Genomic DNA, 22,364 nt, shown 5'->3' with positions numbered 1-22,364 from the left:
TCGCGAGCAGGCTCACTCCCACAGGGTTCTATATTGTCAGTGAGATTTTCGTGGGCAAAAAAAAGGGCAACCGAAGTTGCCCAAAATGCCTTGCGTGCTCATTACATCCAGAAAGAACTACGGCTTACGCTTATGCGAATCCTTCCAGATAAAAAATCCGAACCCTGCGAAAAACAGAACCATGAGGCCGACTGTCAGCACTCCGGCGATCACCACGTTATCGAAAAACATGACGGCTCTCCTGCACTTGCCCTGTTGCGATAGGGCTAAGTTAACCAATCAGGCAGAAGAGAAAATTGACCAGGATCAATGTCGCCCGAGACAGGGCGTAAAGGAGGGGAAATAACTGACCTGCATCAAAGGATGCAGGGTGATTCAACGCTTTTTCGGCTTGTTCTTCGGCTTCTTCTTGGCTTTACCCAACGGCATCGCCTGCTCAAACGCCTGACGCACTTCATTCAGACGCTTTTCATTAAGGTCATGAACCCGCTTGGCGCGTTCAGAGTTAAGGTCAATCAGCTTGTCATCTTGGCTCATGGTGCTCAGGACATCGTATGGCAGGGTTTTAGCAATAATGCGGTCTCGCAGCAGCGCTGACCAGCCACAACCTCAAATCTGGATATCGACCCACAACCCCTGGCGCGGCTGATCTTCCATCAACGGCGCCACCGGCACGGTATTGTCGGCATTGAGCTCGACACCCGGAACCGCCAGATGCTCCTCCGGATCTTCATCGGCTTCACGACGACGCCGTTCCCGCTCCTGCTTGCGACGCTGTTCCTCGCGCAGCTGGAAAGCAGCTTCCTCGGGATCACGCTGTTGCAGGTCGATGGTGGTTTCGTTGGAGCTTTCCTGCACCGGCACAACAGGCGGAATGTCCGGGCGCTGGCGGATCGGGTCCTGCTGTGACGTGATCGGCACGGCACTCAAGGGGAGCATCGGTGGCAGCATAATTATCAGTCTCCTGTCAGCAGGCTGTCGGCTGCGGGGATGGCGACTTGAGCCATCGGTCGCAAACTGTGACCGGTTTGGCACCGATTGGTGCCCCGTCCTGCAAGCATCGCATCGCTGGGCTAACGTAAGACTGCGAGTTTTTATGAGAGTCCTTTGGCCCTGAAGCCCTCATTCCGTTAAGATAGCCCGCTTTTTCAAGGTGGGAGTCAGGCAGCATGGCGCAGCAGTATCAACCGGGGCAACGCTGGATCAGTGACAGCGAAGCCGAGCTGGGTTTAGGCACCGTTCTGGCACAGGACGGCCGCTTGTTGACCGTGCTCTATCCGGCCACTGGCGAGACTCGCCAGTACGCGCTACGGAATGCGCCCCTCACCCGCGTGCGATTTTCGCCGGGTGACTCGATCACTCACTTCGAAGGCTGGAAACTGACCGTCCAGGAAGTCGACGACGTCGACGGCCTGCTGGTCTACCACGGCCTCAATGCACAGAACGAAGTGGTCACCCTGCCGGAAACCCAGCTGTCGAACTTCATCCAGTTCCGACTGGCCAGCGACCGTTTGTTCGCCGGGCAGATCGACCCATTGGCCTGGTTCTCCCTGCGCTACAACACCCTGGAACACACCAGCCGCCAGTTGCAATCCTCGCTCTGGGGCCTGGGCGGCGTGCGTGCGCAACCGATCGCGCACCAGCTGCACATCGCCCGTGAAGTCGCCGACCGCATTGCGCCGCGGGTTCTGCTGGCCGACGAAGTGGGTCTGGGCAAAACCATCGAAGCCGGCCTGGTGATCCACCGCCAACTGCTGTCGGGCCGCGCCAACCGCGTGCTGATCCTCGTTCCGGAGAACCTGCAGCACCAGTGGCTGGTCGAGATGCGCCGCCGCTTCAACCTGCAAGTCGCGCTGTTCGACGAAGAACGCTTCATCGAAAGCGATGCCGCCAACCCGTTCGAAGACACCCAGCTTGCGCTGGTCGCACTTGAGTGGCTGGTGGGCGACGAGAAAGCCCAGGACGCGCTGTTCGCTGCCGGCTGGGACCTGCTGGTCGTCGACGAAGCGCATCACCTGGTGTGGCACGAAGAAAAGGCCAGCCCCGAATACTCGCTCGTCGAGCAACTCGCCGAAGTTATTCCCGGCGTGCTGCTGCTGACCGCCACCCCGGAACAACTGGGCCAGGACAGTCACTTCGCGCGCCTGCGCCTGCTTGACCCGAACCGTTTCCATGACCTGCACGCCTTCCGTGCCGAGAGCGAAAACTATCGCCCGGTGGCCGAAGCCGTTCAGGAGCTGCTGGACAAGGGGCGCCTGTCGCCCGAAGCGCACAAGACCATTCATGGTTTCCTCGGCAACGAAGGCGAAGCCTTGCTGGCGGCGGTCAACGATGGCGATATCGAAGCCAGCGCCCGTCTGGTCCGTGAACTGCTGGACCGCCACGGCACCGGCCGCGTGCTGTTTCGCAACACCCGCGCCGCCGTGCAGGGTTTCCCGGAGCGCAAACTGCATCCGTACCCGCTGCCCTGCCCGGACGAATACCTCGAACTGCCGCTGGGCGATCATGCCGAGCTGTACCCGGAAGTCAGCTTCCAGGCCCAGCCGGACGCCAACGAAGAAGAACGCTGGTGGAAATTCGACCCGCGCGTCGAATGGCTGATCGATCAGCTGAAGATGCTCAAGCGCACCAAAGTGCTGGTGATCTGCGCCCACGCCGAAACCGCCATGGACCTGGAAGACGCCCTGCGCGTGCGTTCCGGGATTCCGGCCACGGTGTTCCACGAAGGCATGAACATCCTTGAGCGTGACCGCGCTGCCGCTTATTTCGCCGACGAAGAGTTCGGTGCGCAGGTTCTGATCTGCTCGGAAATCGGCAGTGAAGGTCGCAACTTCCAGTTCTCGCACCACCTGGTGCTGTTCGATCTGCCATCGCACCCGGACCTGCTGGAGCAGCGTATCGGACGTCTGGACCGGATCGGCCAGAAGCACATCATCGAACTGCACGTGCCATACCTGGAAACCAGCCCGCAAGAGCGCCTGTTCCAGTGGTACCACGAAGCGCTGAACGCGTTCCTCAATACCTGCCCGACCGGCAACGCCTTGCAGCATCAGTTCGGCCCGCGCCTGCTGCCGCTGCTGGAAAATGCCGACGATGGCGAGTGGCAAGCGCTGATCGACGAGGCCCGCGCCGAGCGTGTGCGTCTGGAAGCCGAGTTGCACACCGGCCGTGACCGCTTGCTGGAGCTCAACTCCGGCGGCGCCGGCGAAGGTGATGCACTGGTCGAGGACATCCTCGAGCAAGACGATCAGTTTGCCCTGCCGATCTACATGGAAACCCTGTTCGACGCCTTCGGCATCGACAGCGAAGACCATTCGGAAAACGCCCTGATCCTCAAGCCAAGCGAAAAAATGCTCGACGCCAGCTTCCCGCTGGGCGACGACGAAGGCGTGACCATCACGTACGACCGCAACCAGGCGCTGTCTCGCGAAGACATGCAGTTCATCACCTGGGAACACCCGATGGTGCAGGGCGGCATGGACCTGGTGCTGTCCGGCTCGATGGGCAACACCGCCGTGGCGCTGATCAAGAACAAGGCGCTGAAACCTGGCACCGTGTTGCTGGAACTGCTCTACGTCAGCGAAGTGGTTGCGCCGCGCTCACTGCAATTGGGTCGTTACCTGCCGCCGGCCGCCCTGCGCTGCCTGCTCGACACCAATGGCAATGACTTGTCGGCCCGGGTGTCGTTCGAGACCTTGAACGACCAACTGGAAAGCGTGCCCCGTGCCAGCGCCAACAAGTTCATCCAGGCTCAGCGCGATCAACTGACGCCACGGATCAACGCGGGCGAAGAGAAAATCTTCCCGCGTCACGCCGAACGGGTTGCCGAAGCGCAACGTCGTCTGGCGGCCGATGCCGACGAAGAACTGGCGCGCCTGACCGCGTTGCAAGCGGTCAACCCGACCGTGCGCGACAGCGAATTGGTTGCCCTGCGCAAACAGCGTGAGCAAGGTTTGGCCATGCTCGACAAGGCTGCGTTGCGACTGGAAGCGATTCGGGTGTTGGTGGCGGGTTAAACCGCCCTGCTCCACCGCTGAAAACAAGAAGGCTCGCAGCGATGCGGGCCTTTTTTATTGCCTGAAATTTGATGCTGTGATGCTGATGGCCGCATCTCTAGCAGGCTAGCTCCCACAGGGGATTTGTTAACGCTGTAGATCCAATGTGGGAGCCAGCCTGCTGGCGATAGCGATTATGCAGTCGCCACTGCAGCATCAGGTTCACCCACAGCGACCAACCCGTCCTTCATCCGCTTCGCATCCCGAACAAAACACCGCGACGCCAGGAACAAAAACACCATGGTGAAAAACAGCGCCACCGGGATCAGATACATCGCGTCATGCAACCCGACCGCCTTGAACGCCTCGGTCATCTGCTCGACGCCCGCCGCGGCCATCGCCGTGTGCGCAAAGTGGTCGGACAAACCGCCCACCACCACCGGTCCCAACCCCCCGCCCAGCAAGTACAACCCGGCAAAGAACAGCGCCATCGCCGTGGCCCGCAAACGCGGTTCGACCACGTCCTGAATCGCCGTGTAAACGCAGGTGTAGAAGTTGTAAGCGAACAGCCATCCCACACTGAATATCGCGACGAACACCCCGATCTCGATCCGCCCGGCATGCAGCGCCCACGCCGTACACACGGTCGAGATGATCAGGCTGAACGCCGCAAACAGCAGTCGCCCATTGGCCACCCGCTGGTGAATCTTGTCGGCGACCCAGCCACCGAGCGTCAACCCGAACAACCCGGTCACGCCGACGATCACCCCGGTCGCCACCGCCGCTTCCTGCAATGGCATCAGGAAGTAACGCTGCAGCATCGGCACCAGGAACGAATTGCAGGCATAGGTGGCAAAGTTAAAGCACAGCCCCGCCATCACCAGCCACAGGAAGGTCGGCACCGCCAACACGCGACGGATCGGCCGGTCGACGCGTTCCTGGGAGACTTGCACGCTCTCCGCGGCGCCGCGTTTCGGCTCCTTGATGTAGAACATGAAGATCGCCAGGATCAGCCCCGGCACCGCCGCGATGAAGAACGGCGCACGCCAGCTGTCGAACGCCTTGACCATGGCGCCAATGGTGAAGAACGCCAGCAGCAGCCCCAGCGGCAGGCCGAGCATGAAAATGCCCATTGCCCGCGCGCGACGGTGAGCCGGAAAAAGATCGCCGATCAGCGAGTTGGCGGCCGGTGCGTAACTGGCTTCGCCAATGCCGACGCCCATGCGCACGATCAGGAACGCCCAGAAATTGCCCACCAACCCGTTGACTGCCGTCAGGCCGCTCCACGCCGCCAAGCCCCAGCCCATCAGTTTGCTGCGCGAACCGGTATCGGCCATTCGCCCCAGCGGCAGGCCGGCAATCGCATAAACGATGGTGAATGCAGTGCCGATGATGCCCAGCTGGAAGTCGCTGAGGTGCCATTCCATGCGGATCGGTTCGATGATGATGGCCGGGATGGTGCGATCGAAGAAGTTGAACAGGTTGGCCAGGAACAGCAGGAACAGAATGCGCCAGGCATTCGCCGCTTGGGTCGAGTTCTGCATGGGGTCCGTCTCTTTTATTGTTATTGGGGCCTCGCTGTCCCCGGAACCTCCAATCTAGTCAGACCCGCCAAAGCTGTCTGTAATTATTCGTAATGCTGATACCAACCCATGGCACAAGGAGCTTTCTGTGGGAGCTAGCCTGCTAGCGATGACGGAGTGTCAGTCGACATCATCGGTGCCTGACACACTGCTATCGCTAGCAGGCTAGCTCCCACAAGGTTTTTTGCAAAGCAGGTATTTCTCGCCATTGGTCACCTTGAAAAATACCTTCGATCCCCCCTTCCCAAGCCCAAGGCGAAGCCTAGAATAGCGGCCTTGTCTGCCCCACCGTGTCCCCCATCCCTCCTTTGACTATCGCCCATGTCCGAAGCCAGTCCGTGTCTGAATTGCGGTGCCTGCTGTTCTCATTTTCGCGTGTCTTTTTTCTGGGGTGAATGCACCTCGGCCGGGGGAACGGTGCCTGACGACCTTGTCGCGCCCATCAGCCCCAGCCGGGTGGCGATGCTGGGCACCGACTGCAAACCCACTCGCTGTGTCGGGCTGGTCGGCGAAGTCGGCAGCACCGTGCAATGCTCGATTTACGATCAGCGTTCCAGCACCTGCCGCGAGTTCGACGCCTCCTGGGCCAATGGCGAGGCAAACGTGGATTGCGATGCGGCACGGGCAGCGTTCGGATTGCCGGCCCTGCAACCGGAATTCGAATTCCCTTATGAACAGATCGCCTAAGGCTCCATACAAGTAATTACAAAATCATAAGCAGCAATTGGCCACTACCGTTTGCACTCTTTGTATGACCTCTATACTCCAACGCATTCGCCAGGGTTCATGGTGTCGGCTGGATAGATACGGGGCGTCCGATGGAGTGGCCTGCTTTATATTTCACGACCCAACTGCCAGAAACCGGCCAGGTCATACTCAATTGCGTCCATAACCCCTTTTTGGTGTTGCTGGCTTATGTGGTCGCCTGTGCGACCGGCTTCGCCACGCTGGACATCACCGAACGGGTCGGCCATGCCGAAAAACCCGCGTCCCAACGTCTCTGGCGCTGGGTCGGTGCCGGCTGTCTGGCGGGCGGTATCTGGGCCATGCACTTCATCAGCATGCTGGCGTTCCAGGCGCCGATCGAAATTCACTACCAGATGCCCATCACCCTGATCTCACTGTTATTCGCGTTGACCGCCTCGTGGCTGGCAATGCACACCCTCAGCCATCCTCATGTGAATTTCTGGCAAACCCTGCGGGCCGCGGTATGGATCGGCCTGGGCATTGCGACCATGCACTACGTGGGCATGGCCGCCATGCAGTCGAATGCGACGGCTTATTACGACCCCGGCCTGTTCGCCCTCTCCATCGTGATCGCGATTGGCGCGAGCCTGGCCGCCCTGCTGATTTCCCGTCACCTGCGCGAAGGCAGCGGCGTGGCTCATCAACTGCTCAAGTACACCGCCAGCCTGGTGCTTGGGGCCGGCATCGTCAGCATGCATTTCACCGGCATGGCAGCGCTCAACCTGGTGCTGCCCATCGATAGCCTCCAGCCGCTGCCCGGCGACAACAACCACCTGCAACTGGGATTGACGGTGGCGATGATGACGTTGCTGATCATCGGCAGCAGCATCAGCGCGGCACTGGCCGACAAGAAGCTGCAACACAAGGATTGCGACCTGCAGCGGGTCAACACCCTGCTCGGCCAACTGGATCAGGCACGCCTGTCGCTGCAACAGGTGGCGCACTACGACGCGCTGACCAACTTGATCAACCGCCGTGGTTTCAACCAGATTTTCTCCGAAAAACTGCTCGAGAAGACTAACGAAGGCGGCATGCTGGCGGTGATATTCCTCGACATCGACCACTTCAAGCGGATCAACGACAGCCTTGGCCATGACGCTGGCGACGAATTGCTCAAGGTTCTGGCCAGCCATATCAAGAGCTCGGTACGCAGCCACGACGAGGTGGTTTCGCGCTTCGGCGGGGACGAGTTCTGCATCCTCATCGGCCTGAATGACCGTGAAGAAGCGCGGCACCTGGCCCAGCGCATCATGCTGAAAATGAAAGAGCCCATCGAACTGGCGGGTCGCAGTATGGTCATGACCACCAGCATCGGCATCAGTGTTTTTCCGCAGGATGGTACGACCTGCGAGGAGCTGCTGAAAAACGCCGACCTGGCGCTGTACCAGTCCAAGGGCAGCGGGCGCAACGGGTTGCAATTTTTCAGTCCACACATGAAAACCCGTGCCACGCTGGAGCTGCAACTCGAAGAAGAACTGCGGTACGCCTTGCGCAATGACGACGGATTGATCCTCTATTACCAACCGATCTATGAGCTGAAAACCGGGCAGGTCACCAAGCTCGAAGCGCTGATTCGCTGGCAACACCCGGTTCACGGGTTGCTGGCACCGGATCGATTCATTGCCATTGCCGAGGCCAACGGCCTGATTGCCGAACTGGACAACTGGGTGTTGTGCAAGGCCTGCGAGGATCTTGGCGAGCTGTCCCGCCAGGGCCGTGAAGATCTCAAGATCGCCGTGAATTGCTCGCCACTGAACCTTGCCCGCGAGGATCTTGCCGATGAAATCGAAAACGCCCTGCGCATCGCCGGGGTGGCACCGCACCGACTGGAACTGGAGGTGACCGAAAACGCGCTGATGGGCAACCTCGCCAACACCCTGGTGCTGCTGAAGCAGATCCGCTCCCTCGGTGTGTCGCTGTCGATCGACGACTTCGGCACGGGTTATTCATCCCTGGCCTACCTCAAGCGCCTGCCGCTGAACACACTGAAAATCGACCGCTCGTTCATCCAGGACGTCCCCAAGGCCACCCAGGACATGGAGATCGTCCACGCCATTATCATCATGGCCCACACCCTGCATTTACAGGTCATCAGCGAAGGCGTTGAAACGTCCGAGCAATATGACTTTCTCGAACGCCAGGGCTGCGACTTCGTTCAGGGCCACCTGCTCAGCCGTCCGGTGCCTATGGCCGAGTTGCATACGGTACTGGAGGACATCAATCAGCGCAAACATGCACGCAGTGTCAGTCCTCTGAGCCTGGCTTGCGGTACAACTGCACTAACGTCGACGGATCCTTTTCCAAAAAACCCTGGCCCCCATGCAAGCGCATCAGTTGTGCGGCCAATCCGCTGATCGGCGTGGCCGAACCCTGTTCGCGGGAGAATTTCACCGCGGTGTCGAGGTCCTTGAGTAGCGTGCGCACGTGCCACTTCACCGGTTTGAAACGACTCTCGGCCATTTGCGGGGCGAGGATCTGCAGCGGTCTTGAATCGGCGAACCCTCCTGCCAGCGCCTCGGCGATCAGGCTGGCGTCGACCCCGGAACGCTCGGCCAGCGCCACCACTTCAGCAATCACTAGCGCATTGCAGGCAACGATCATCTGATTGCAGGCCTTGGTCACCTGCCCGGCGCCGACTCCGCCCATGTGAGTCACCCGTTGACCGATATTCAGCAGCACCGGTCTGACTCGCTCAAGGTCTGCCGCGTTGCCGCCCACCATTATCGCCAGGCTGCCGGCCTCGGCACCGACGACCCCGCCGGACACCGGAGCGTCCAGCCAGCGCATGTCGCATTGGCTGTCCAGCGCCGATGCCATTTCACGCGTCGCGGTCGGTTCGAGACTGGAAAAGTCCACCAGCAACTGACCACTTTTCGCCCCCTCGGCAATCCCGGCCGGGCCGAAAACCACCTCGCGCACCACCGCAGTGTCCGCCAGGCACATCATCACCACGTCGGCGTGCTGACCCAATTCAGCCGCTGTCGCCACTTGCCGGGCGCCGGCCTCGACCAACGCTGCGCACTTGGCCGGATTGCGATTCCACACCGTCAGCGGGTACCCCGCCGCCAACAGGCGCCGACACATGGGCAAGCCCATCAGGCCGATTCCGGCAAAACTCAACGAAGGTAGGGTTGACATCATTTAGCCTCCTTTTGATTAAAGATCGCCGAATATTGGCCGATTCATCATGACTAAGGAAAGGATTCCCCCGAGCGATGCTCAGGCTTTAACCCTGACGCTTGGGCAAAATACGCGCTAAAAAAAGTCGCGAGATCCTATCCGTGAAGGTTCGACGACACTGTGTCGCCGAACTAACCAGCCCAGGTACATGGCGCCCAATGACTTCTAAAAATAATCCGGCCACTACGGTTTCCGATCTGACACTGAGCCCCGCAGCGAACAGCCCCTCATCGTCGAAGCCATTGATCCCGTCGCGTCCGCTGGCCAGTCAGCAATACCTGTATTTCACCGAAACCAACACCGATCGCATCCTCGATAACCTCAATGGCCTGCGCGACATGGTGTTCCCGCGCCCACCGCACCTGGAAGGCGACAACGAACAGCACAACGACCAGGAATTCCCCTCGGTGTGCCTGATCGGCCTGGGACGTTGCGGTTCCAACATTGCGCTGGACGTCGCGGAGCTGGTGTACAACGCCCGCAAGTTTTACCTCAACGAATTCAACAACGAAGACCGTCTGTCGCCGGACAAACGCTACGCCGAAAAGGGTTACAGCCCGGCGCAGTGGATCCGCAACAACCTGCGTCTGGGGACGAACAAGGCCACCAAGCCGGTGTTCCTGGTAGAACCGCTGGTGATGCTCGGCGACCTGGACAAAGACATCGCCGGTCGTATCCGCTTCTCACGCAAGGGCGAAAAGAGCGGCTTTCTGCGCGACTACAGCAAAATGAAGATCATGGACTTGTCGGAAGTCCACGCCGGTGGCGCCGGTAACGCGCCGATCCTCGGTCAGTACCTGGCCAAGATCATCCTGAACAAGGACACCCAGCGTTTCTCCAGCCCTGACTGGAAAATGATTCACTCGTACCTGATCGACAGCTGCGGCATCAAGGCCAACCAGTCGCGCCTGTATTTCTCGATTTTCAGTGCCGGCGGCGGTACCGGTTCGGGCATGGCCTCGGAATTCGGCCTCGCCCAGCAGCACTCGTACATGAACAAGACGTTCGACACCAAGCCGATGGATGAACACGACGGCAAGAGCGGTCACTCCTTCGTCTTCGAGCCGATCTTCACCAGCGGCATCTGCGTGCTGCCGAACATTTCCGATCACCGCAGTGAAATGTCCGAGGCGCTGCACATCAACGCCGGTCGCCTGCTGTGCAAATACCTGTCGGAAGAGTGGGACTTCTCCTACAACTTCGCCAACGAAGACAGCAGCGAAGCCAGCGTCATGGGCCGTATTCGCCCATGGAACGCCATGATGCTGATCTCCAACGACATCATGCGTTATGCCGAAGAAAGCGATGATGGCAACATCCAGAACATCGACGTCAACGCGATGGAAAAGCACGCCAACCAATACATCTCGCAGCAGATCTTCAACATTCTGACGGCGCAGGCGGTCACGACTGACTACGACCAGAACTATTTCCGTCGTGCCGGCATCGACATCGGTGAAACCATTCGTCTCGACGCCAACGACTTGTTCATGAGTCTGGCCGGCCCGGTGGCGATTGCCTACGCCGAGTCCGTGGTGCCGGAAACCCCGCCGCCGAGCAGCGACAAGTTCAAGGTGTTCGAAAAAGAACCGCAGCGTCTGAACATCGACGACTTGTTCTTCCGCTCTATCGACCTGCCGCACTTCAACAAAGTGACCCAGGCGATCGAAGGCATCAGCCTGTTGCCGATCGAGTCCAAGCGTTATCGCGCCTCGCTGGAGCAGTACAAGAATTCCGGTTACGACGCGGCCGCGTTGCACGACCTGCACTTCTTCAAGAACTGCTCGTCGGTGGTCTCGATAGTTTCGCTGCCCAAAGACTACAAGCTGTCCTACATGGACCTGAACCGGTTGAAGACCCACCTCAACAGCCTGTTCCCGAACACCACGCTCAAGCGTTATGCGCTGGTGATCGGTGCATCGGCCAACTTGTCGTTGACCACCCTGATCGCCAAGAGCCCGTGCCTGTCGGACGACTTCCTGACGCTGATCGTGGCCTTCATCAAGCGCTGCTTCGCGAAAAACCCGTACCGCTTCGACGACACGCTGGATAACTCGATCCTGGACTTCATCATCAATGAAGAATTCGACGAAGACCTGATCGACGACTTGCTCAATGAGTTCGAGAACCCGGCGAAGATCCTTGATACCAACTGGTACGCGATCAAACCGATGTACGAGAAGAAGTACCGCGAGCTGATCAACGACAAAGACAAGTTTGTCTCGATCAACGACATTCGTTTGTCGCGTGATTGCGTGAAGAAGGCGATCAAGTACCTGCGTGAGATCTACCGTCACCGGATTGGCAAGACCAAGGTTATTTCGCTGAATAACCATACTGGCAAGACGTTCTCGGTCTGACGCAATTCGGCGTCGCGGCCAATCGCGAGCAGGCTCGCTCCCACAGGGATCGCATTTCTTCTGAAGGAACGCGGTCAACTGTGGGAGCGAGCCTGCTCGCGATGGCGGCACAGGATTCAGCACAAATCCCAACATCCAGAAACAATTAAGCAGCCCAAAGGCTGCTCAATAAACTGTTCCCGTTACGTTTACGTCACCCTCGCCAAGACCCTTCTGTGGCCTTTCTCTACGGCAACGTGCCATCACGCTACTCACCTACACACTTTTAGTCGCCGACCCTGCGCACCAATAAAGTGCAGACAGTCAGCTCGTCGCCCTTTCCTGGATCAGAATCCAAGGTGAAACCACCACTGCCCACAGCTCGGGGTCGCGCTCAAAAAGATCCAGCGCCCGTGTTTCAGACAGCTTGGCGACCTTGTCGGCAGCCAGCCAGGCAGCCACTTTCTCGCCTTCATCCGTTGCCACGGCTTCGGCGGCGGCGATCAAATCCAGGCCAGCGTCGACCCACAATAGGGCACCCTTGGCGAAGAAGGGCTCCAACTCTTTCCACGTAATAGATGCGGTTTCACCAAGCAGCTTGGCATAGAGGGTGCTAGGTTCTTGATTCATGGGCGCTGTCCGGAAAAGAAATCGATGCGAATGATAACGTCGGTGGTCTGGCAGAAAAACCCGGATGCAATTGAGTCACCGAAAGAAAAGAGCAGGAAAGCCAGGGAATGCTGCTGAATCAAGCAATTAGCCAGCTAACATCCCGCCGCAATTCTGTCTTTTTCTTTCAATAAAGCGACACCCTCTGGATTTGCCCCCTGACGCCAGCTTCCCAGGCTAACAATTGGCGCTCTACACTGTACCGGTACAGTTGCCGGGGGCATTTTCCGGAGGATATCGAAGATATCTGACCCGGTTCTGCTGCTACGGCGCCAGGACTATAAAAACTACAACAGTAAGAGTGGAGCACTATGACTAAGGCTACTAAGCAGATTTCCAAACTGTTTGCCGCTATGGTTCTGGCCGGGGTTGCCAGCCATTCGTTCGCAGCTGACACCATCAAGATCGGCATCGCCGGCCCTAAAACCGGTCCTGTAGCCCAATACGGCGACATGCAGTTCAGTGGCGCCAAAATGGCCATCGAACAGATCAACGCCAAAGGCGGCGTAGACGGCAAGCAACTGGTCGCCGTTGAATACGATGACGCCTGTGATCCAAAACAAGCGGTAGCGGTCGCGAACAAAGTCGTCAACGACGGCGTCAAGTTCGTGGTCGGTCACCTGTGCTCCAGCTCCACTCAACCGGCTTCGGACATCTACGAAGACGAAGGCGTGATCATGATCACCCCGGCTGCCACCAGCCCGGACATCACCGCCCGTGGTTACAAAATGGTGTTCCGCACCATCGGTCTGGACAGCGCCCAGGGCCCTGCCGCCGGTAACTACATTGCCGATCACGTCAAACCGAAAATCGTTGCTGTCCTGCACGACAAACAGCAATACGGTGAAGGCATCGCCACCGCCGTTAAAACCACACTGGAAGGCAAAGGCGTCAAGGTTGCCGTGTTCGAAGGCATCAACGCCGGCGACAAGGATTTCTCTTCGATCATCCAGAAACTCAAACAAGCCAACGTCGACTTCGTTTACTACGGCGGCTACCACCCTGAGCTGGGTCTGATCCTGCGCCAGGCGGATGAAAAAGGCCTGAAAGCCAAGTTCATGGGTCCGGAAGGCGTGGGTAACGACTCGATTTCGCAGATCGCTCAGAAGGCCTCCGAAGGTCTGCTGGTGACCCTGCCGAAATCCTTCGACCAGGATCCGGCCAACATTGCCCTGGCTGACGCCTTCAAAGCCAAGAAAGAAGACCCGAGCGGTCCGTTCGTGTTCCCGGCCTACTCGGCGGTGACCGTGATCGCAGACGGTATCAAGGCTGCCAAGAGTGAAGACGCTGCCAAAGTGGCTGAAGCTATCCACGCCGGCACGTTCAAAACCCCGACTGGCGACCTGAGCTTCGACGCCAAGGGCGACCTGAAAGACTTCAAATTTGTGGTTTACGAGTGGCACTTCGGCAAACCGAAAACTGAAGCCAAGCCTCAGTAAGGCCTTGCCTGACTGACTGCCAATAAAGCCCACGGCGTGCCGTGGGCTTTGTTTTACAAATGTACTGGGCCGTGCTGGCGTGATCCGCCAGCCTCCCCACCTGAAAATCTCAAAACCGTCATCAGCGGTTCGCTGGCAAACCTCGCGTTCGAAGTGGATGCAGATCCACGGGGCTCGAGCGGGAAAATGACTCCACCAGTGAAATGCGTATCAGGTTTTTAGGAGCGCTGTAATGCCTGACATCTATCACTTCCTCCAACAGCTGGTTAATGGCCTGACCATTGGCAGCACGTATGCCCTGATCGCCATCGGCTATACGATGGTTTACGGCATCATTGGAATGATCAACTTCGCCCACGGCGAGGTGTACATGATCGGCTCCTACGTGGCGTTCATCGCCATCGCCGGGCTGGCCATGCTGGGACTCGACAGCGTTCCGCTGTTGATTACCGCTGCTTTCATCGCGACCATCGTCGTGACCAGTGCCTACGGTTACAGCATCGAACGCGTCGCCTACCGCCCCTTGCGCGGCAGCAACCGTCTGATCCCGCTGATTTCCGCCATCGGCATGTCGATCTTCCTGCAGAACACGGTTCTGCTGGCGCAAGACTCCAAGGACAAATCCATAGCCAACCTGATCCCCGGCAACTTCACCTTCGGGCCAGGTGGCGCACATGAAGTGCTGATTTCCTACATGCAAATCGTGGTGTTCGTGGTGACCCTGGTCGCCATGCTCGGCTTGACACTGTTCATCTCCCGCTCTCGCCTGGGTCGTGCCTGCCGCGCCTGTGCCGAAGACATCAAGATGGCCAACCTGCTGGGTATCAATACCAACAACATCATCGCCCTGACCTTCGTCATCGGTGCCGCACTGGCAGCCATCGCGGCCGTTTTGCTGAGCATGCAGTACGGTGTGATCAACCCGAACGCCGGGTTCCTCGTCGGACTCAAGGCGTTTACTGCTGCGGTACTGGGCGGTATCGGCAGTATCCCCGGGGCCATGCTCGGTGGGTTGGTGCTAGGGGTGGCGGAAGCCTTTGGTGCCGATATCTTCGGCGACCAGTACAAGGACGTCGTGGCTTTCGGCTTGTTGGTTCTGGTTCTGTTGTTCCGGCCGACCGGCATTCTGGGCCGTCCGGAGGTTGAAAAAGTATGACTAGGAATCTTAAACAGGCACTGTTCAGTGCCTTGCTGGTATGGGCCGTGGCCTACCCGGTACTGGGTCTGAAGCTGACCATTGTCGGCATCCACCTCGAAGTTCATGGCACCAGTAACGCCACACTGATCACCATCGCGTTGTGCTCGGTGCTGATGTTCTTGCGCGTGCTGTTCGACCACCAGATCAGTTCGGCCTGGCGTTCCTCGCCAAACATGCCGTTGATCCCGGCCAAGACCAGCAACTTCCTGACCCTGCCAAGCACTCAACGCTGGATCATCATTGCGTTGATCGCCGGCGCCCTGGTCTGGCCGTTCTTCGGTTCTCGCGGTGCGGTGGATATCGCCACGCTGGTGCTGATCTACGTGATGCTCGGCCTCGGCCTGAACATCGTGGTCGGCCTGGCCGGCCTGCTCGACCTGGGTTACGTCGGCTTCTATGCCGTCGGGGCGTACAGCTATGCATTGCTGTCGCACTATCTGGGTCTGGGGTTCTGGATCTGTCTGCCGATCGCCGGCCTGATGGCGGCCACTTTCGGCTTCCTGCTCGGCTTCCCGGTACTGCGTCTGCGCGGCGACTATCTGGCGATCGTGACTCTGGGCTTCGGTGAAATCATTCGTCTGTTCCTGCGTAACCTCACCGATATCACTGGCGGCCCGAACGGCATCAGCAACATCGAGAAGCCGACGTTCTTCGGCCTGACCTTCGAGCGCAAAGCGGCCGAAGGCATGCAGACGTTCCACGAGTACTTCGGCCTGGAATACAACTCGATCAACAAGGTGATTTTCCTGTACCTGGTTGCTCTGTTGCTGGCCCTCGGCGCGTTGTTCGTCATCAACCGTTTGCTGCGCATGCCGATCGGCCGTGCCTGGGAAGCGTTGCGTGAAGACGAAATCGCCTGCCGTGCGCTGGGTCTCAACCCAACGGTCATCAAGCTGTCGGCCTTCACCCTCGGCGCGGCATTCGCCGGTTTTGCCGGCAGCTTCTTCGCTGCCCGTCAGGGCCTGGTGACACCGGAGTCGTTCACCTTCATCGAGTCGGCGATCATTCTCGCCATCGTTGTATTGGGTGGCATGGGCTCGCAACTGGGCGTAATTCTGGCTGCCGTGGTGATGATCCTGCTGCCTGAAATGATGCGTGAATTCAGTGAGTACCGTATGTTGATGTTCGGCGCCTTGATGGTGCTGATGATGATCTGGCGTCCTCAAGGCCTGCTGCCCATGCAACGTCCTCACATGGAGCTGCGCAAATGAGCCGCGAGATCCTTAAAGTCGAAAATCTGAGCATGCGCTTCGGCGGCTTGCTGGCGGTCAACGGCGTAGCCCTGACCGTGAAAGAAAAACAGGTAGTTGCGTTGATCGGCCCTAACGGCGCCGGCAAAACCACGGTGTTCAACTGCCTGACCGGTTTCTACAAACCGAGTGGCGGCAGCATCCTGCTGGACGGCGAACCGATCGAAGGCCTGCCAGGCCACAAGATCGCCCTCAAAGGCGTGGTGCGCACCTTCCAGAACGTGCGGTTGTTCAAGGACATGACCGCGGTCGAGAACCTCTTGATCGCGCAGCACCGTCACCTGAACACCAACTTCCTGGCAGGCCTGTTCAAGACTCCAGGGTTCCGCAAGAGCGAGCGCGAGGCGATGGAATTCGCCGAGTTCTGGCTGGACAAGGTCAACCTCAAGGAGTTTGCCAACCGTCCGGCCGGCACCCTGGCCTACGGTCAGCAACGTCGCCTGGAAATCGCCCGCTGCATGATGACCCGCCCGCGGATCCTCATGCTCGACGAACCGGCCGCCGGCCTGAACCCGAAGGAAACCGAGGACCTCAAGGCGCTGATCAGCATGCTGCGTGAAGAGCACAACGTTACCGTGCTGCTGATCGAACACGACATGAAACTGGTCATGAGCATTTCCGACCACATCGTCGTGATCAATCAGGGCACGCCTCTGGCCGACGGCACGCCGGAACAGATCCGTGACAATCCTGAAGTGATCAAAGCCTACCTGGGGGAAGCGTAAATGCTGCAATTCGAAAACGTTTCCACCTTCTACGGCAAGATCCAGGCGCTGCACAGCGTCAACGTCGAAGTCCGCCAGGGCGAGATCGTGACCCTGATCGGCGCCAACGGTGCCGGCAAGTCGACCCTGCTGATGACGCTCTGCGGGTCACCGCAGGCGCACAGCGGCAGCATCCGCTACATGGGCGAAGAGCTCGTCGGCCTGGACTCGTCGCAGATCATGCGTAAAAGCATCGCGGTCGTGCCGGAAGGTCGTCGGGTGTTTGCCCGTCTGACTGTGGAAGAGAACCTGTCCATGGGCGGATTCTTTACCAACAAGGGCGATTATCAGGAGCAGATGGACAAGGTTCTCGGACTTTTCCCACGCCTGAAAGAACGCTTTGCCCAACGCGGCGGCACCATGTCGGGCGGCGAACAGCAAATGCTCGCCATCGGCCGTGCGCTGATGAGCAAACCCAAACTGCTGCTGCTCGACGAGCCATCGCTGGGCCTGGCACCGATCATCATCCAGCAGATCTTCGACATCATCGAACAGCTGCGCAAGGATGGCGTGACCGTGTTCCTGGTAGAGCAGAACGCCAACCAGGCGCTGAAAATTGCCGACCGTGCGTACGTTCTGGAGAACGGACGGGTGGTGATGCAAGGCACTGGGGAAGCGCTGCTGACTGATCCGAAAGTGCGTGAAGCGTATCTGGGTGGTTGAGTCTTTGCGGTAAACAAAAAACGGCCTTCGGGCCGTTTTTTTGTGGCTGGCGCAAACCCTCCTGACAATAAAGATCCCCTGTGGGAGCGAGCCTGCTCGCGATAGCGGTGTGTCAGTCAACAAAACTGTTGAATCTGAAACAGCTATCGCGAGCAGGGTCACTCCCACAAGGGATTTGGGGTGTTCGGGATAGCCGTTTTCTGCACATTTCAAAAAAGTTTCGCAGTCAGCTGTAACGCATCGCGATGACCTTTCTCTAGAGGGGTAAGCCAGCACAAACGCGGCTTACCAAAACTCAAACAACGGAGAAACATCATGACTGCTACCACCCGCACCCTGTCCGCCACCGCCCTCGTTCTGGCCCTTGGTTCTGCGCTGAGCATGGCCGCTGTCTCCACCGTCCAGGCCGCCGACAACAGCAACATGGAAAAATGTTTCGGCGTGGCCATGAAAGGTCATAACGATTGCGCAGCTGGCGCTGGCACCACGTGCGCAGGCACCGCGAAAACCGACCACCAGACCAACGCCTGGAAACTCGTTCCGAAAGGCACCTGCGCCACCACCGAAAGCAAGACTTCGCCGACCGGTTTCGGTCAGATGGAAGCTTTCAAAGCCAAAGCCTGATCAGCCTCCCAGCCTGAGTGTCGACCATGAACAATTCACCGTTCGGGCTCCCGCCCCGCGCCGGGCTGGGGCTCAAGACCGGGCACTTTCGTGAAGTGCTCGGTGCACAACCGGACATCGGTTTCTTCGAAGTCCACGCCGAAAACTACATGGTGGCCGGCGGCCCTTTTCATCACTATCTGGGGTTGATCCGCGAGCAGTATCCGCTGTCGCTGCATGGCGTTGGCCTGTCCATCGGTGCCGAAGGTCCGCTGGACCTTCAACACCTGCAACGCCTTGCCGAGCTGATCGAGCGCTATCAACCCCACTCCTTTTCCGAACACCTGGCCTGGTCCAGCCATGGCCCGGTGTTTCTCAATGACCTGCTGCCGCTGGCCTACGACAACGCAACGCTGAAACGCGTCTGCGAACACATCGATCAGGTGCAGACCACGCTCAAGCGCCCAATGCTGCTGGAGAATCCGGCGACGTATCTGGCGTTCAAGCACTCGACGATCGATGAGGCCGACTTCATCAGCGAAGTCATTCGCCGCACCGGTTGTGGGTTGTTACTGGACGTGAACAACGTCTACGTATCGAGCATCAATCATCAACGCGACCCTTTGGCCTACATCGACGCCCTGCCCCTTCACGCGGTCGGTGAGATTCATCTGGCCGGATTTGCCGAAGACACCGACAGCCTCGGTGACCGTCTGCTGATCGACGATCACGGCGCGCCTATCGATAACGCCGTGTGGGCGCTGTACGTACAAGTGCTGGAGCGCGTCGGTCCGATGGCGACGCTGATCGAACGCGACAACCAACTGCCGGCCTTTAGCGTGCTGCACGCCGAAGCGCGTCAGGCCGATGAGTTGTTGCTGTGCGCCGAGGTCCGGTCATGAGCAATCACGCCGATTTCGCCGCCGCCCTGTTCGATCCAGAGCGGCCCTGCCCCAACGGATTATTCAGTGCAAATGGCGCTGATCCGGCCAGCCGTTTTGCGGTGTATCGCAACAATGTGCAGAGCTCGCTGATCAACGCATTGGCGGACAGTTACCCCGTGGTCGTGCAATTGGTTGGCGAAGAGTTCTTCCGCGCCATGGGCGGGATCTATGTGCAAAGCACCCCGCCCCGGAGCCCGTTGATGAATCGCTACGGCCATGATTTCGCAGCCTTCATCGAAGGCTTTGCGCCCGCCGCCAGCGTGCATTATCTGGCCGATGTTGCCCGATTGGAACGCCAGCGAGTCGTGGCCTATCACGCCGCTGATGCGCAAGGCGTGGGCAACGAACAGTTCGCCGCGGAACTCGCCGATCCGCATGCCCTGAGCGAGCTCACCGTCGAACTTCATCCCTCCCTCAACCTGTTGAATTCAACCTACGCCGTGGTCGCGATCTGGGCTGCGCATCAACAGGACGCGACGCTGGCAGAAATTGATCTGAACCACGGACAGCACGCGCTGGTGCTGCGTCACGGTCTGGAGGTTGAGGTATTTGCCATTGATCAGGGTGCCAGCGCATTCATCCAGAACCTGCAAAACGGCCAGTCGCTAATGCAGGCGCTGGAAGCGGCCCCCGCCTTCGACCTTGGCCAAACCCTGGCGCTGCTGATCAGTCGCAACGCCATCACTCATTTACACAAAAACAAGGTATCGCCATGAACACCCGGACTGAATCACAGAACCCCATCGCCCGCGCTATCGCGTTGCTGGAGATGATCCCCCACAGCCTGATCGCCTTTATCGCGCGTTTCTCCATCGCCGCGGTGTTCTGGAAGTCCGGGCAAACCAAGGTCGAAGGCCTGGCCATCGACCTGTTCGACGGCTCCTTCCAGCTTGGCGTGCCACACCTGGCGGACTCGACCATCCCGCTGTTCCAGAGCGAGTACCACGTGCCGTTGCTGTCCCCGGAACTGGCGGCGCACCTGGCAGCCTTCGCCGAGCATTTCTTCCCGATGCTGATCCTGATCGGCTTCGCCACGCGGTTCTCGGCGCTGGCCTTGCTGGGCATGACCCTGACCATTCAACTGTTTGTGTACCCCGATGCTTATCCAACCCATGGCACTTGGGCTGCGGTGCTTCTGTACCTGATGGCCACAGGGCCGGGGAAATTGTCGATTGATCACCTGATCGCCCGACATTTCTCCCGCTAACGCAGCCCCATGTAGCAGCTGCCGAAGGCTGCGTTCGAACGCGAAGCGGTCGCAAAATCCGGAAATGCGGTTTACCTGACAGATCGCAGCGACTGATCTCACGTCTGCTGCGCAGCCGAACGCAGCCTTCGGCAGCTGCTACAAAGTCAGTGCGAAGTCAAAGGCGGGCCAACGCCTCGCCGCTGCGTTTGAACCAGTCGATCAGGTAGTCCGCCAACACTTGGGTGCGTTTCGGCAGTCCCCCCTGATACGGATGCACCAGGTACATCGGCATGCTCCGCGTCTGATAATCGCGCAGGAGCCAGCGCAATCGCCCGTCAGCCAGTTCCGCTTGCAGCAGGTAAGAAGGCAACCGCGCAATGCCGGCGCCGGCCAGTGCCGCTTTTTTCAGCAGGTTGTAGTGATTGCTGGCAAACGGCCCCGACACCCGCACCCGCAGCAACTCGTGCTGCTGGTGATAGAGCCATTCTTCGCGACCGCTGTAATGGCTGTTGAGCAGGCAGCGATGCTCGGCCAACGCCTGGGGCGTCTGCGGTTCGCCGTACTGTTCGAGATAGGCCGGGCTGGCGCAGGTCATTTCGTGCCAGGCAAGCAGCGGTCGGGCAACCAGGCGCTCGTCATTACTGACATCAGAGCGAACCGCCAGATCAAAACCGTCGCGGGACAAATCACGGTAGCTGTTGCTCAGGTCCAACTCGATCTGCACGTCTGGATACTTACGGGAAAACTCCAGCAACAAGCCATCGAAGAAGGTTTCCCCCAGCGATACCGGAACTGTCATACGCACCGGCCCGGCCATGTCGTCCTTCAGACGCGCCAATGCCTGACGCGTCTTCTCGACTTGTACCACCAGCGCCTGAGCTTGCGGCAACAGCGCCGCGCCTGCCGCCGTCAAACTCAAACGGCGGGTAGTGCGTTGCAGCAAAACCACGGAGAACCGGGTTTCCAGCAGGCTGATGCGCTTGGACAACTGCCCCTTGCTGCAACCCAATTGTTGCGCCGCCAAGGTGAAACTGCCCGCTTCGATCAACACCGCGAACGCCGCCAGATCATCCATCTCGCTCATGGATTGTTTCCATTTGAAAACCAAAGGTTGCCTATTAGCGCGCTTATCAACAGAAAAAACCACTCTAGACTGCAACCTCGTTCAACCACTTCGAGGAACAGTACGATGAAAATTCTTTTGATAGGCGCAGGCGGCACCATCGGTTCAGCGGTCGACAATGAACTGTCCCAGCGTCACGAAATCATCCGCATCGGCCGTAACAGCGGCGATTTCAACGTGGATATCAGCGACAGCGCCTCGATCCGCAAACTGTTCGAGCAAACCGGCAAGTTCGACGCTCTGGTCTGCGCGGCCGGCAACGTCACCTTCGCGCCGCTGAATGAAATGACCGAAGAGAGTTTTGCGCTGGGCCTGAAAGACAAGCTGATGGGCCAGGTCAACCTGCTGCTGATCGGCCGTGAATTCGCCAATGACGGCGCCTCGTTCACCTTCACCACTGGCGTGCTCAGCCACGACCCCATTCGCAGCGGCGCCTCGGCGGCAATGGTCAACGGCGCGCTGGACAGCTTCGTCCGTGCGGCGGCCATCGAACTGCCACGCGGGTTGCGGGTTAACTCGATCAGCCCGACTGTGCTGGTCGAAGCCATGGGCAGTTACGCGCCGTACTTCCGTGGCTACAAACCTGTTCCCGCAGCGGATGTGGCATTGGCCTACGCCAAAAGTGTGGAAGGCTTGCAAACAGGCCAGACCTTTCACGTGGGCTGAGTCCGCTACTCA

Annotated in this window: 21 protein-coding genes; 14 read left to right on the top strand and 7 right to left on the bottom strand. The window is 59.0% G+C overall.

The annotated features are described in order from the left end of the window. Positions 1 to 117 precede the first annotated feature (117 nt). From ccoM to ACA070_RS06280, 3 genes are all read right to left on the bottom strand, one after another. Positions 118 to 231 (bottom strand): cytochrome c oxidase subunit CcoM, encoded by a 114-nt coding sequence (gene ccoM, locus ACA070_RS06290; RefSeq protein ID WP_010462558.1) that lies wholly within the window; start codon positions 229 to 231, stop codon positions 118 to 120. Between the two features lie 144 nt (positions 232 to 375). Beyond that, positions 376 to 537, bottom strand: a complete 162-nt coding sequence (locus ACA070_RS06285) for a hypothetical protein (protein ID WP_007935839.1) — start codon at positions 535 to 537, stop codon at positions 376 to 378. Positions 538 to 609: 72 nt separating this feature from the next. Continuing rightward, a complete protein-coding gene (locus ACA070_RS06280; RefSeq protein ID WP_497450457.1) occupies positions 610 to 951 on the bottom strand; it encodes an aspartate-semialdehyde dehydrogenase in 342 nt (113 codons plus the stop codon). A 218-nt stretch (positions 952 to 1,169) separates the two neighbouring features. Here ACA070_RS06280 and rapA point away from each other — a divergent pair, with 218 nt between their 5' ends. Next, positions 1,170 to 4,016 carry an RNA polymerase-associated protein RapA gene (gene rapA / locus ACA070_RS06275; RefSeq protein WP_497450456.1) on the top strand — a complete coding sequence of 949 codons (2,847 nt, stop codon included), beginning with the start codon at positions 1,170 to 1,172 and terminating at the stop codon, positions 4,014 to 4,016. Between the two features lie 173 nt (positions 4,017 to 4,189). On the opposite strand, the gene ACA070_RS06270 is transcribed toward rapA, so the two are convergent. Next, a complete protein-coding gene (locus tag ACA070_RS06270; RefSeq protein WP_497450455.1) occupies positions 4,190 to 5,539 on the bottom strand; it encodes a spinster family MFS transporter in 1,350 nt (449 codons plus the stop codon). Between the two features lie 360 nt (positions 5,540 to 5,899). Here ACA070_RS06270 and ACA070_RS06265 point away from each other — a divergent pair, with 360 nt between their 5' ends. Both ACA070_RS06265 and ACA070_RS06260 read left to right on the top strand, forming a co-directional pair. Further along, entirely contained in the window at positions 5,900 to 6,265 is a 366-nt protein-coding gene (locus ACA070_RS06265) for a YkgJ family cysteine cluster protein (RefSeq protein WP_497450454.1), read from the top strand. Between the two features lie 131 nt (positions 6,266 to 6,396). Next, on the top strand, positions 6,397 to 8,679 hold the full coding sequence (locus ACA070_RS06260; protein WP_497450453.1) for a putative bifunctional diguanylate cyclase/phosphodiesterase: 2,283 nt from the start codon (positions 6,397 to 6,399) through the stop codon (positions 8,677 to 8,679). Here ACA070_RS06260 and ACA070_RS06255 read toward each other — a convergent pair. Further along, positions 8,570 to 9,466: an NAD(P)-dependent oxidoreductase gene (locus ACA070_RS06255; RefSeq protein ID WP_497450452.1), complete on the bottom strand. Its 897-nt coding sequence runs from the start codon at positions 9,464 to 9,466 to the stop codon at positions 8,570 to 8,572. The two genes, ACA070_RS06260 and ACA070_RS06255, sit on opposite strands and share 110 nt — an antisense overlap. Positions 9,467 to 9,663: 197 nt before the next feature. Here ACA070_RS06255 and ACA070_RS06250 point away from each other — a divergent pair, with 197 nt between their 5' ends. Then, complete coding sequence (locus ACA070_RS06250; protein WP_497450451.1) at positions 9,664 to 11,865, top strand: hypothetical protein; 2,202 nt, start codon at positions 9,664 to 9,666, stop codon at positions 11,863 to 11,865. A 303-nt stretch (positions 11,866 to 12,168) separates the two neighbouring features. Here the strand turns inward: ACA070_RS06250 and ACA070_RS06245 are convergent, their stop codons facing one another. Next, positions 12,169 to 12,474: a DUF2288 domain-containing protein gene (locus ACA070_RS06245; RefSeq protein WP_497450450.1), complete on the bottom strand. Its 306-nt coding sequence runs from the start codon at positions 12,472 to 12,474 to the stop codon at positions 12,169 to 12,171. A 350-nt stretch (positions 12,475 to 12,824) separates the two neighbouring features. Between ACA070_RS06245 and ACA070_RS06240 the strand changes: the two genes are divergently transcribed. The 9 genes from ACA070_RS06240 to ACA070_RS06200 all read left to right on the top strand — a co-directional run bounded on the left by ACA070_RS06240 (position 12,825) and on the right by ACA070_RS06200 (position 20,581). Beyond that, positions 12,825 to 13,952: a branched-chain amino acid ABC transporter substrate-binding protein gene (locus ACA070_RS06240; protein ID WP_497450449.1), complete on the top strand. Its 1,128-nt coding sequence runs from the start codon at positions 12,825 to 12,827 to the stop codon at positions 13,950 to 13,952. A 232-nt stretch (positions 13,953 to 14,184) separates the two neighbouring features. Then, positions 14,185 to 15,108 (top strand): high-affinity branched-chain amino acid ABC transporter permease LivH, encoded by a 924-nt coding sequence (gene livH, locus ACA070_RS06235; RefSeq protein ID WP_497450448.1) that lies wholly within the window; start codon positions 14,185 to 14,187, stop codon positions 15,106 to 15,108. Continuing rightward, the gene (locus ACA070_RS06230) at positions 15,105 to 16,361 is read left to right on the top strand and encodes a high-affinity branched-chain amino acid ABC transporter permease LivM (RefSeq protein ID WP_497450447.1); all 1,257 of its coding nucleotides are present in this window, start codon (positions 15,105 to 15,107) and stop codon (positions 16,359 to 16,361) included. The genes livH and ACA070_RS06230 overlap by 4 nt, the downstream gene beginning before the upstream one ends. After that, positions 16,358 to 17,125 carry a high-affinity branched-chain amino acid ABC transporter ATP-binding protein LivG gene (gene livG, locus ACA070_RS06225; protein WP_497450446.1) on the top strand — a complete coding sequence of 256 codons (768 nt, stop codon included), beginning with the start codon at positions 16,358 to 16,360 and terminating at the stop codon, positions 17,123 to 17,125. Before ACA070_RS06230 ends, livG begins: the two co-directional genes overlap by 4 nt. Continuing rightward, entirely contained in the window at positions 17,126 to 17,827 is a 702-nt protein-coding gene (locus tag ACA070_RS06220) for an ABC transporter ATP-binding protein (protein WP_497450445.1), read from the top strand. It abuts the gene before it with no gap. A gap of 315 nt (positions 17,828 to 18,142) precedes the next feature. After that, positions 18,143 to 18,451 carry a BufA1 family periplasmic bufferin-type metallophore gene (locus tag ACA070_RS06215; RefSeq protein ID WP_497450444.1) on the top strand — a complete coding sequence of 103 codons (309 nt, stop codon included), beginning with the start codon at positions 18,143 to 18,145 and terminating at the stop codon, positions 18,449 to 18,451. 26 nt (positions 18,452 to 18,477) lie between these two features. Beyond that, positions 18,478 to 19,332, top strand: a complete 855-nt coding sequence (gene bufB, locus ACA070_RS06210; RefSeq protein WP_497450443.1) for an MNIO family bufferin maturase — start codon at positions 18,478 to 18,480, stop codon at positions 19,330 to 19,332. After that, positions 19,329 to 20,090, top strand: a complete 762-nt coding sequence (locus ACA070_RS06205; protein WP_497450442.1) for an HvfC/BufC N-terminal domain-containing protein — start codon at positions 19,329 to 19,331, stop codon at positions 20,088 to 20,090. The genes bufB and ACA070_RS06205 overlap by 4 nt, the downstream gene beginning before the upstream one ends. Then, positions 20,087 to 20,581 (top strand): DoxX family protein, encoded by a 495-nt coding sequence (locus ACA070_RS06200; protein WP_497450441.1) that lies wholly within the window; start codon positions 20,087 to 20,089, stop codon positions 20,579 to 20,581. The genes ACA070_RS06205 and ACA070_RS06200 overlap by 4 nt, the downstream gene beginning before the upstream one ends. A gap of 157 nt (positions 20,582 to 20,738) precedes the next feature. On the opposite strand, the gene ACA070_RS06195 is transcribed toward ACA070_RS06200, so the two are convergent. Next, positions 20,739 to 21,647: a LysR family transcriptional regulator gene (locus ACA070_RS06195; protein WP_497450440.1), complete on the bottom strand. Its 909-nt coding sequence runs from the start codon at positions 21,645 to 21,647 to the stop codon at positions 20,739 to 20,741. A 105-nt stretch (positions 21,648 to 21,752) separates the two neighbouring features. On the opposite strand from ACA070_RS06195, the gene ACA070_RS06190 reads away from it, so the two are divergent. Further along, positions 21,753 to 22,352 (top strand): short chain dehydrogenase, encoded by a 600-nt coding sequence (locus tag ACA070_RS06190; RefSeq protein WP_497450439.1) that lies wholly within the window; start codon positions 21,753 to 21,755, stop codon positions 22,350 to 22,352. Positions 22,353 to 22,364 lie beyond the last annotated feature (12 nt).

Source organism: Pseudomonas sp. LBUM1678 (genome assembly GCF_059695575.1).
The sequence above is the reverse complement of the archived record's forward strand: the minus strand, read 5'-3'. Positions and strand labels throughout refer to the sequence as shown.

Coding starts and splice junctions, on each gene's coding strand:
- ACA070_RS06265 (WP_497450454.1), top strand. CDS start 5,900: ATGTCCGAAGCCAGTCCGTGTCTGAATTGCGGTGCCTGCTGTTCTCAT.
- bufB (WP_497450443.1), top strand. CDS start 18,478: ATGAACAATTCACCGTTCGGGCTCCCGCCCCGCGCCGGGCTGGGGCTC.
- livH (WP_497450448.1), top strand. CDS start 14,185: ATGCCTGACATCTATCACTTCCTCCAACAGCTGGTTAATGGCCTGACC.
- ACA070_RS06260 (WP_497450453.1), top strand. CDS start 6,397: ATGGAGTGGCCTGCTTTATATTTCACGACCCAACTGCCAGAAACCGGC.
- ACA070_RS06270 (WP_497450455.1), bottom strand. CDS start 5,539: ATGCAGAACTCGACCCAAGCGGCGAATGCCTGGCGCATTCTGTTCCTG.
- ACA070_RS06230 (WP_497450447.1), top strand. CDS start 15,105: ATGACTAGGAATCTTAAACAGGCACTGTTCAGTGCCTTGCTGGTATGG.
- ACA070_RS06195 (WP_497450440.1), bottom strand. CDS start 21,647: ATGAGCGAGATGGATGATCTGGCGGCGTTCGCGGTGTTGATCGAAGCG.
- ACA070_RS06200 (WP_497450441.1), top strand. CDS start 20,087: ATGAACACCCGGACTGAATCACAGAACCCCATCGCCCGCGCTATCGCG.
- livG (WP_497450446.1), top strand. CDS start 16,358: ATGAGCCGCGAGATCCTTAAAGTCGAAAATCTGAGCATGCGCTTCGGC.
- ACA070_RS06250 (WP_497450451.1), top strand. CDS start 9,664: ATGACTTCTAAAAATAATCCGGCCACTACGGTTTCCGATCTGACACTG.
- rapA (WP_497450456.1), top strand. CDS start 1,170: ATGGCGCAGCAGTATCAACCGGGGCAACGCTGGATCAGTGACAGCGAA.
- ACA070_RS06285 (WP_007935839.1), bottom strand. CDS start 537: ATGAGCCAAGATGACAAGCTGATTGACCTTAACTCTGAACGCGCCAAG.
- ACA070_RS06215 (WP_497450444.1), top strand. CDS start 18,143: ATGACTGCTACCACCCGCACCCTGTCCGCCACCGCCCTCGTTCTGGCC.
- ACA070_RS06255 (WP_497450452.1), bottom strand. CDS start 9,466: ATGATGTCAACCCTACCTTCGTTGAGTTTTGCCGGAATCGGCCTGATG.
- ACA070_RS06280 (WP_497450457.1), bottom strand. CDS start 951: ATGCTGCCACCGATGCTCCCCTTGAGTGCCGTGCCGATCACGTCACAG.
- ccoM (WP_010462558.1), bottom strand. CDS start 231: ATGTTTTTCGATAACGTGGTGATCGCCGGAGTGCTGACAGTCGGCCTC.
- ACA070_RS06220 (WP_497450445.1), top strand. CDS start 17,126: ATGCTGCAATTCGAAAACGTTTCCACCTTCTACGGCAAGATCCAGGCG.
- ACA070_RS06245 (WP_497450450.1), bottom strand. CDS start 12,474: ATGAATCAAGAACCTAGCACCCTCTATGCCAAGCTGCTTGGTGAAACC.
- ACA070_RS06240 (WP_497450449.1), top strand. CDS start 12,825: ATGACTAAGGCTACTAAGCAGATTTCCAAACTGTTTGCCGCTATGGTT.
- ACA070_RS06205 (WP_497450442.1), top strand. CDS start 19,329: ATGAGCAATCACGCCGATTTCGCCGCCGCCCTGTTCGATCCAGAGCGG.
- ACA070_RS06190 (WP_497450439.1), top strand. CDS start 21,753: ATGAAAATTCTTTTGATAGGCGCAGGCGGCACCATCGGTTCAGCGGTC.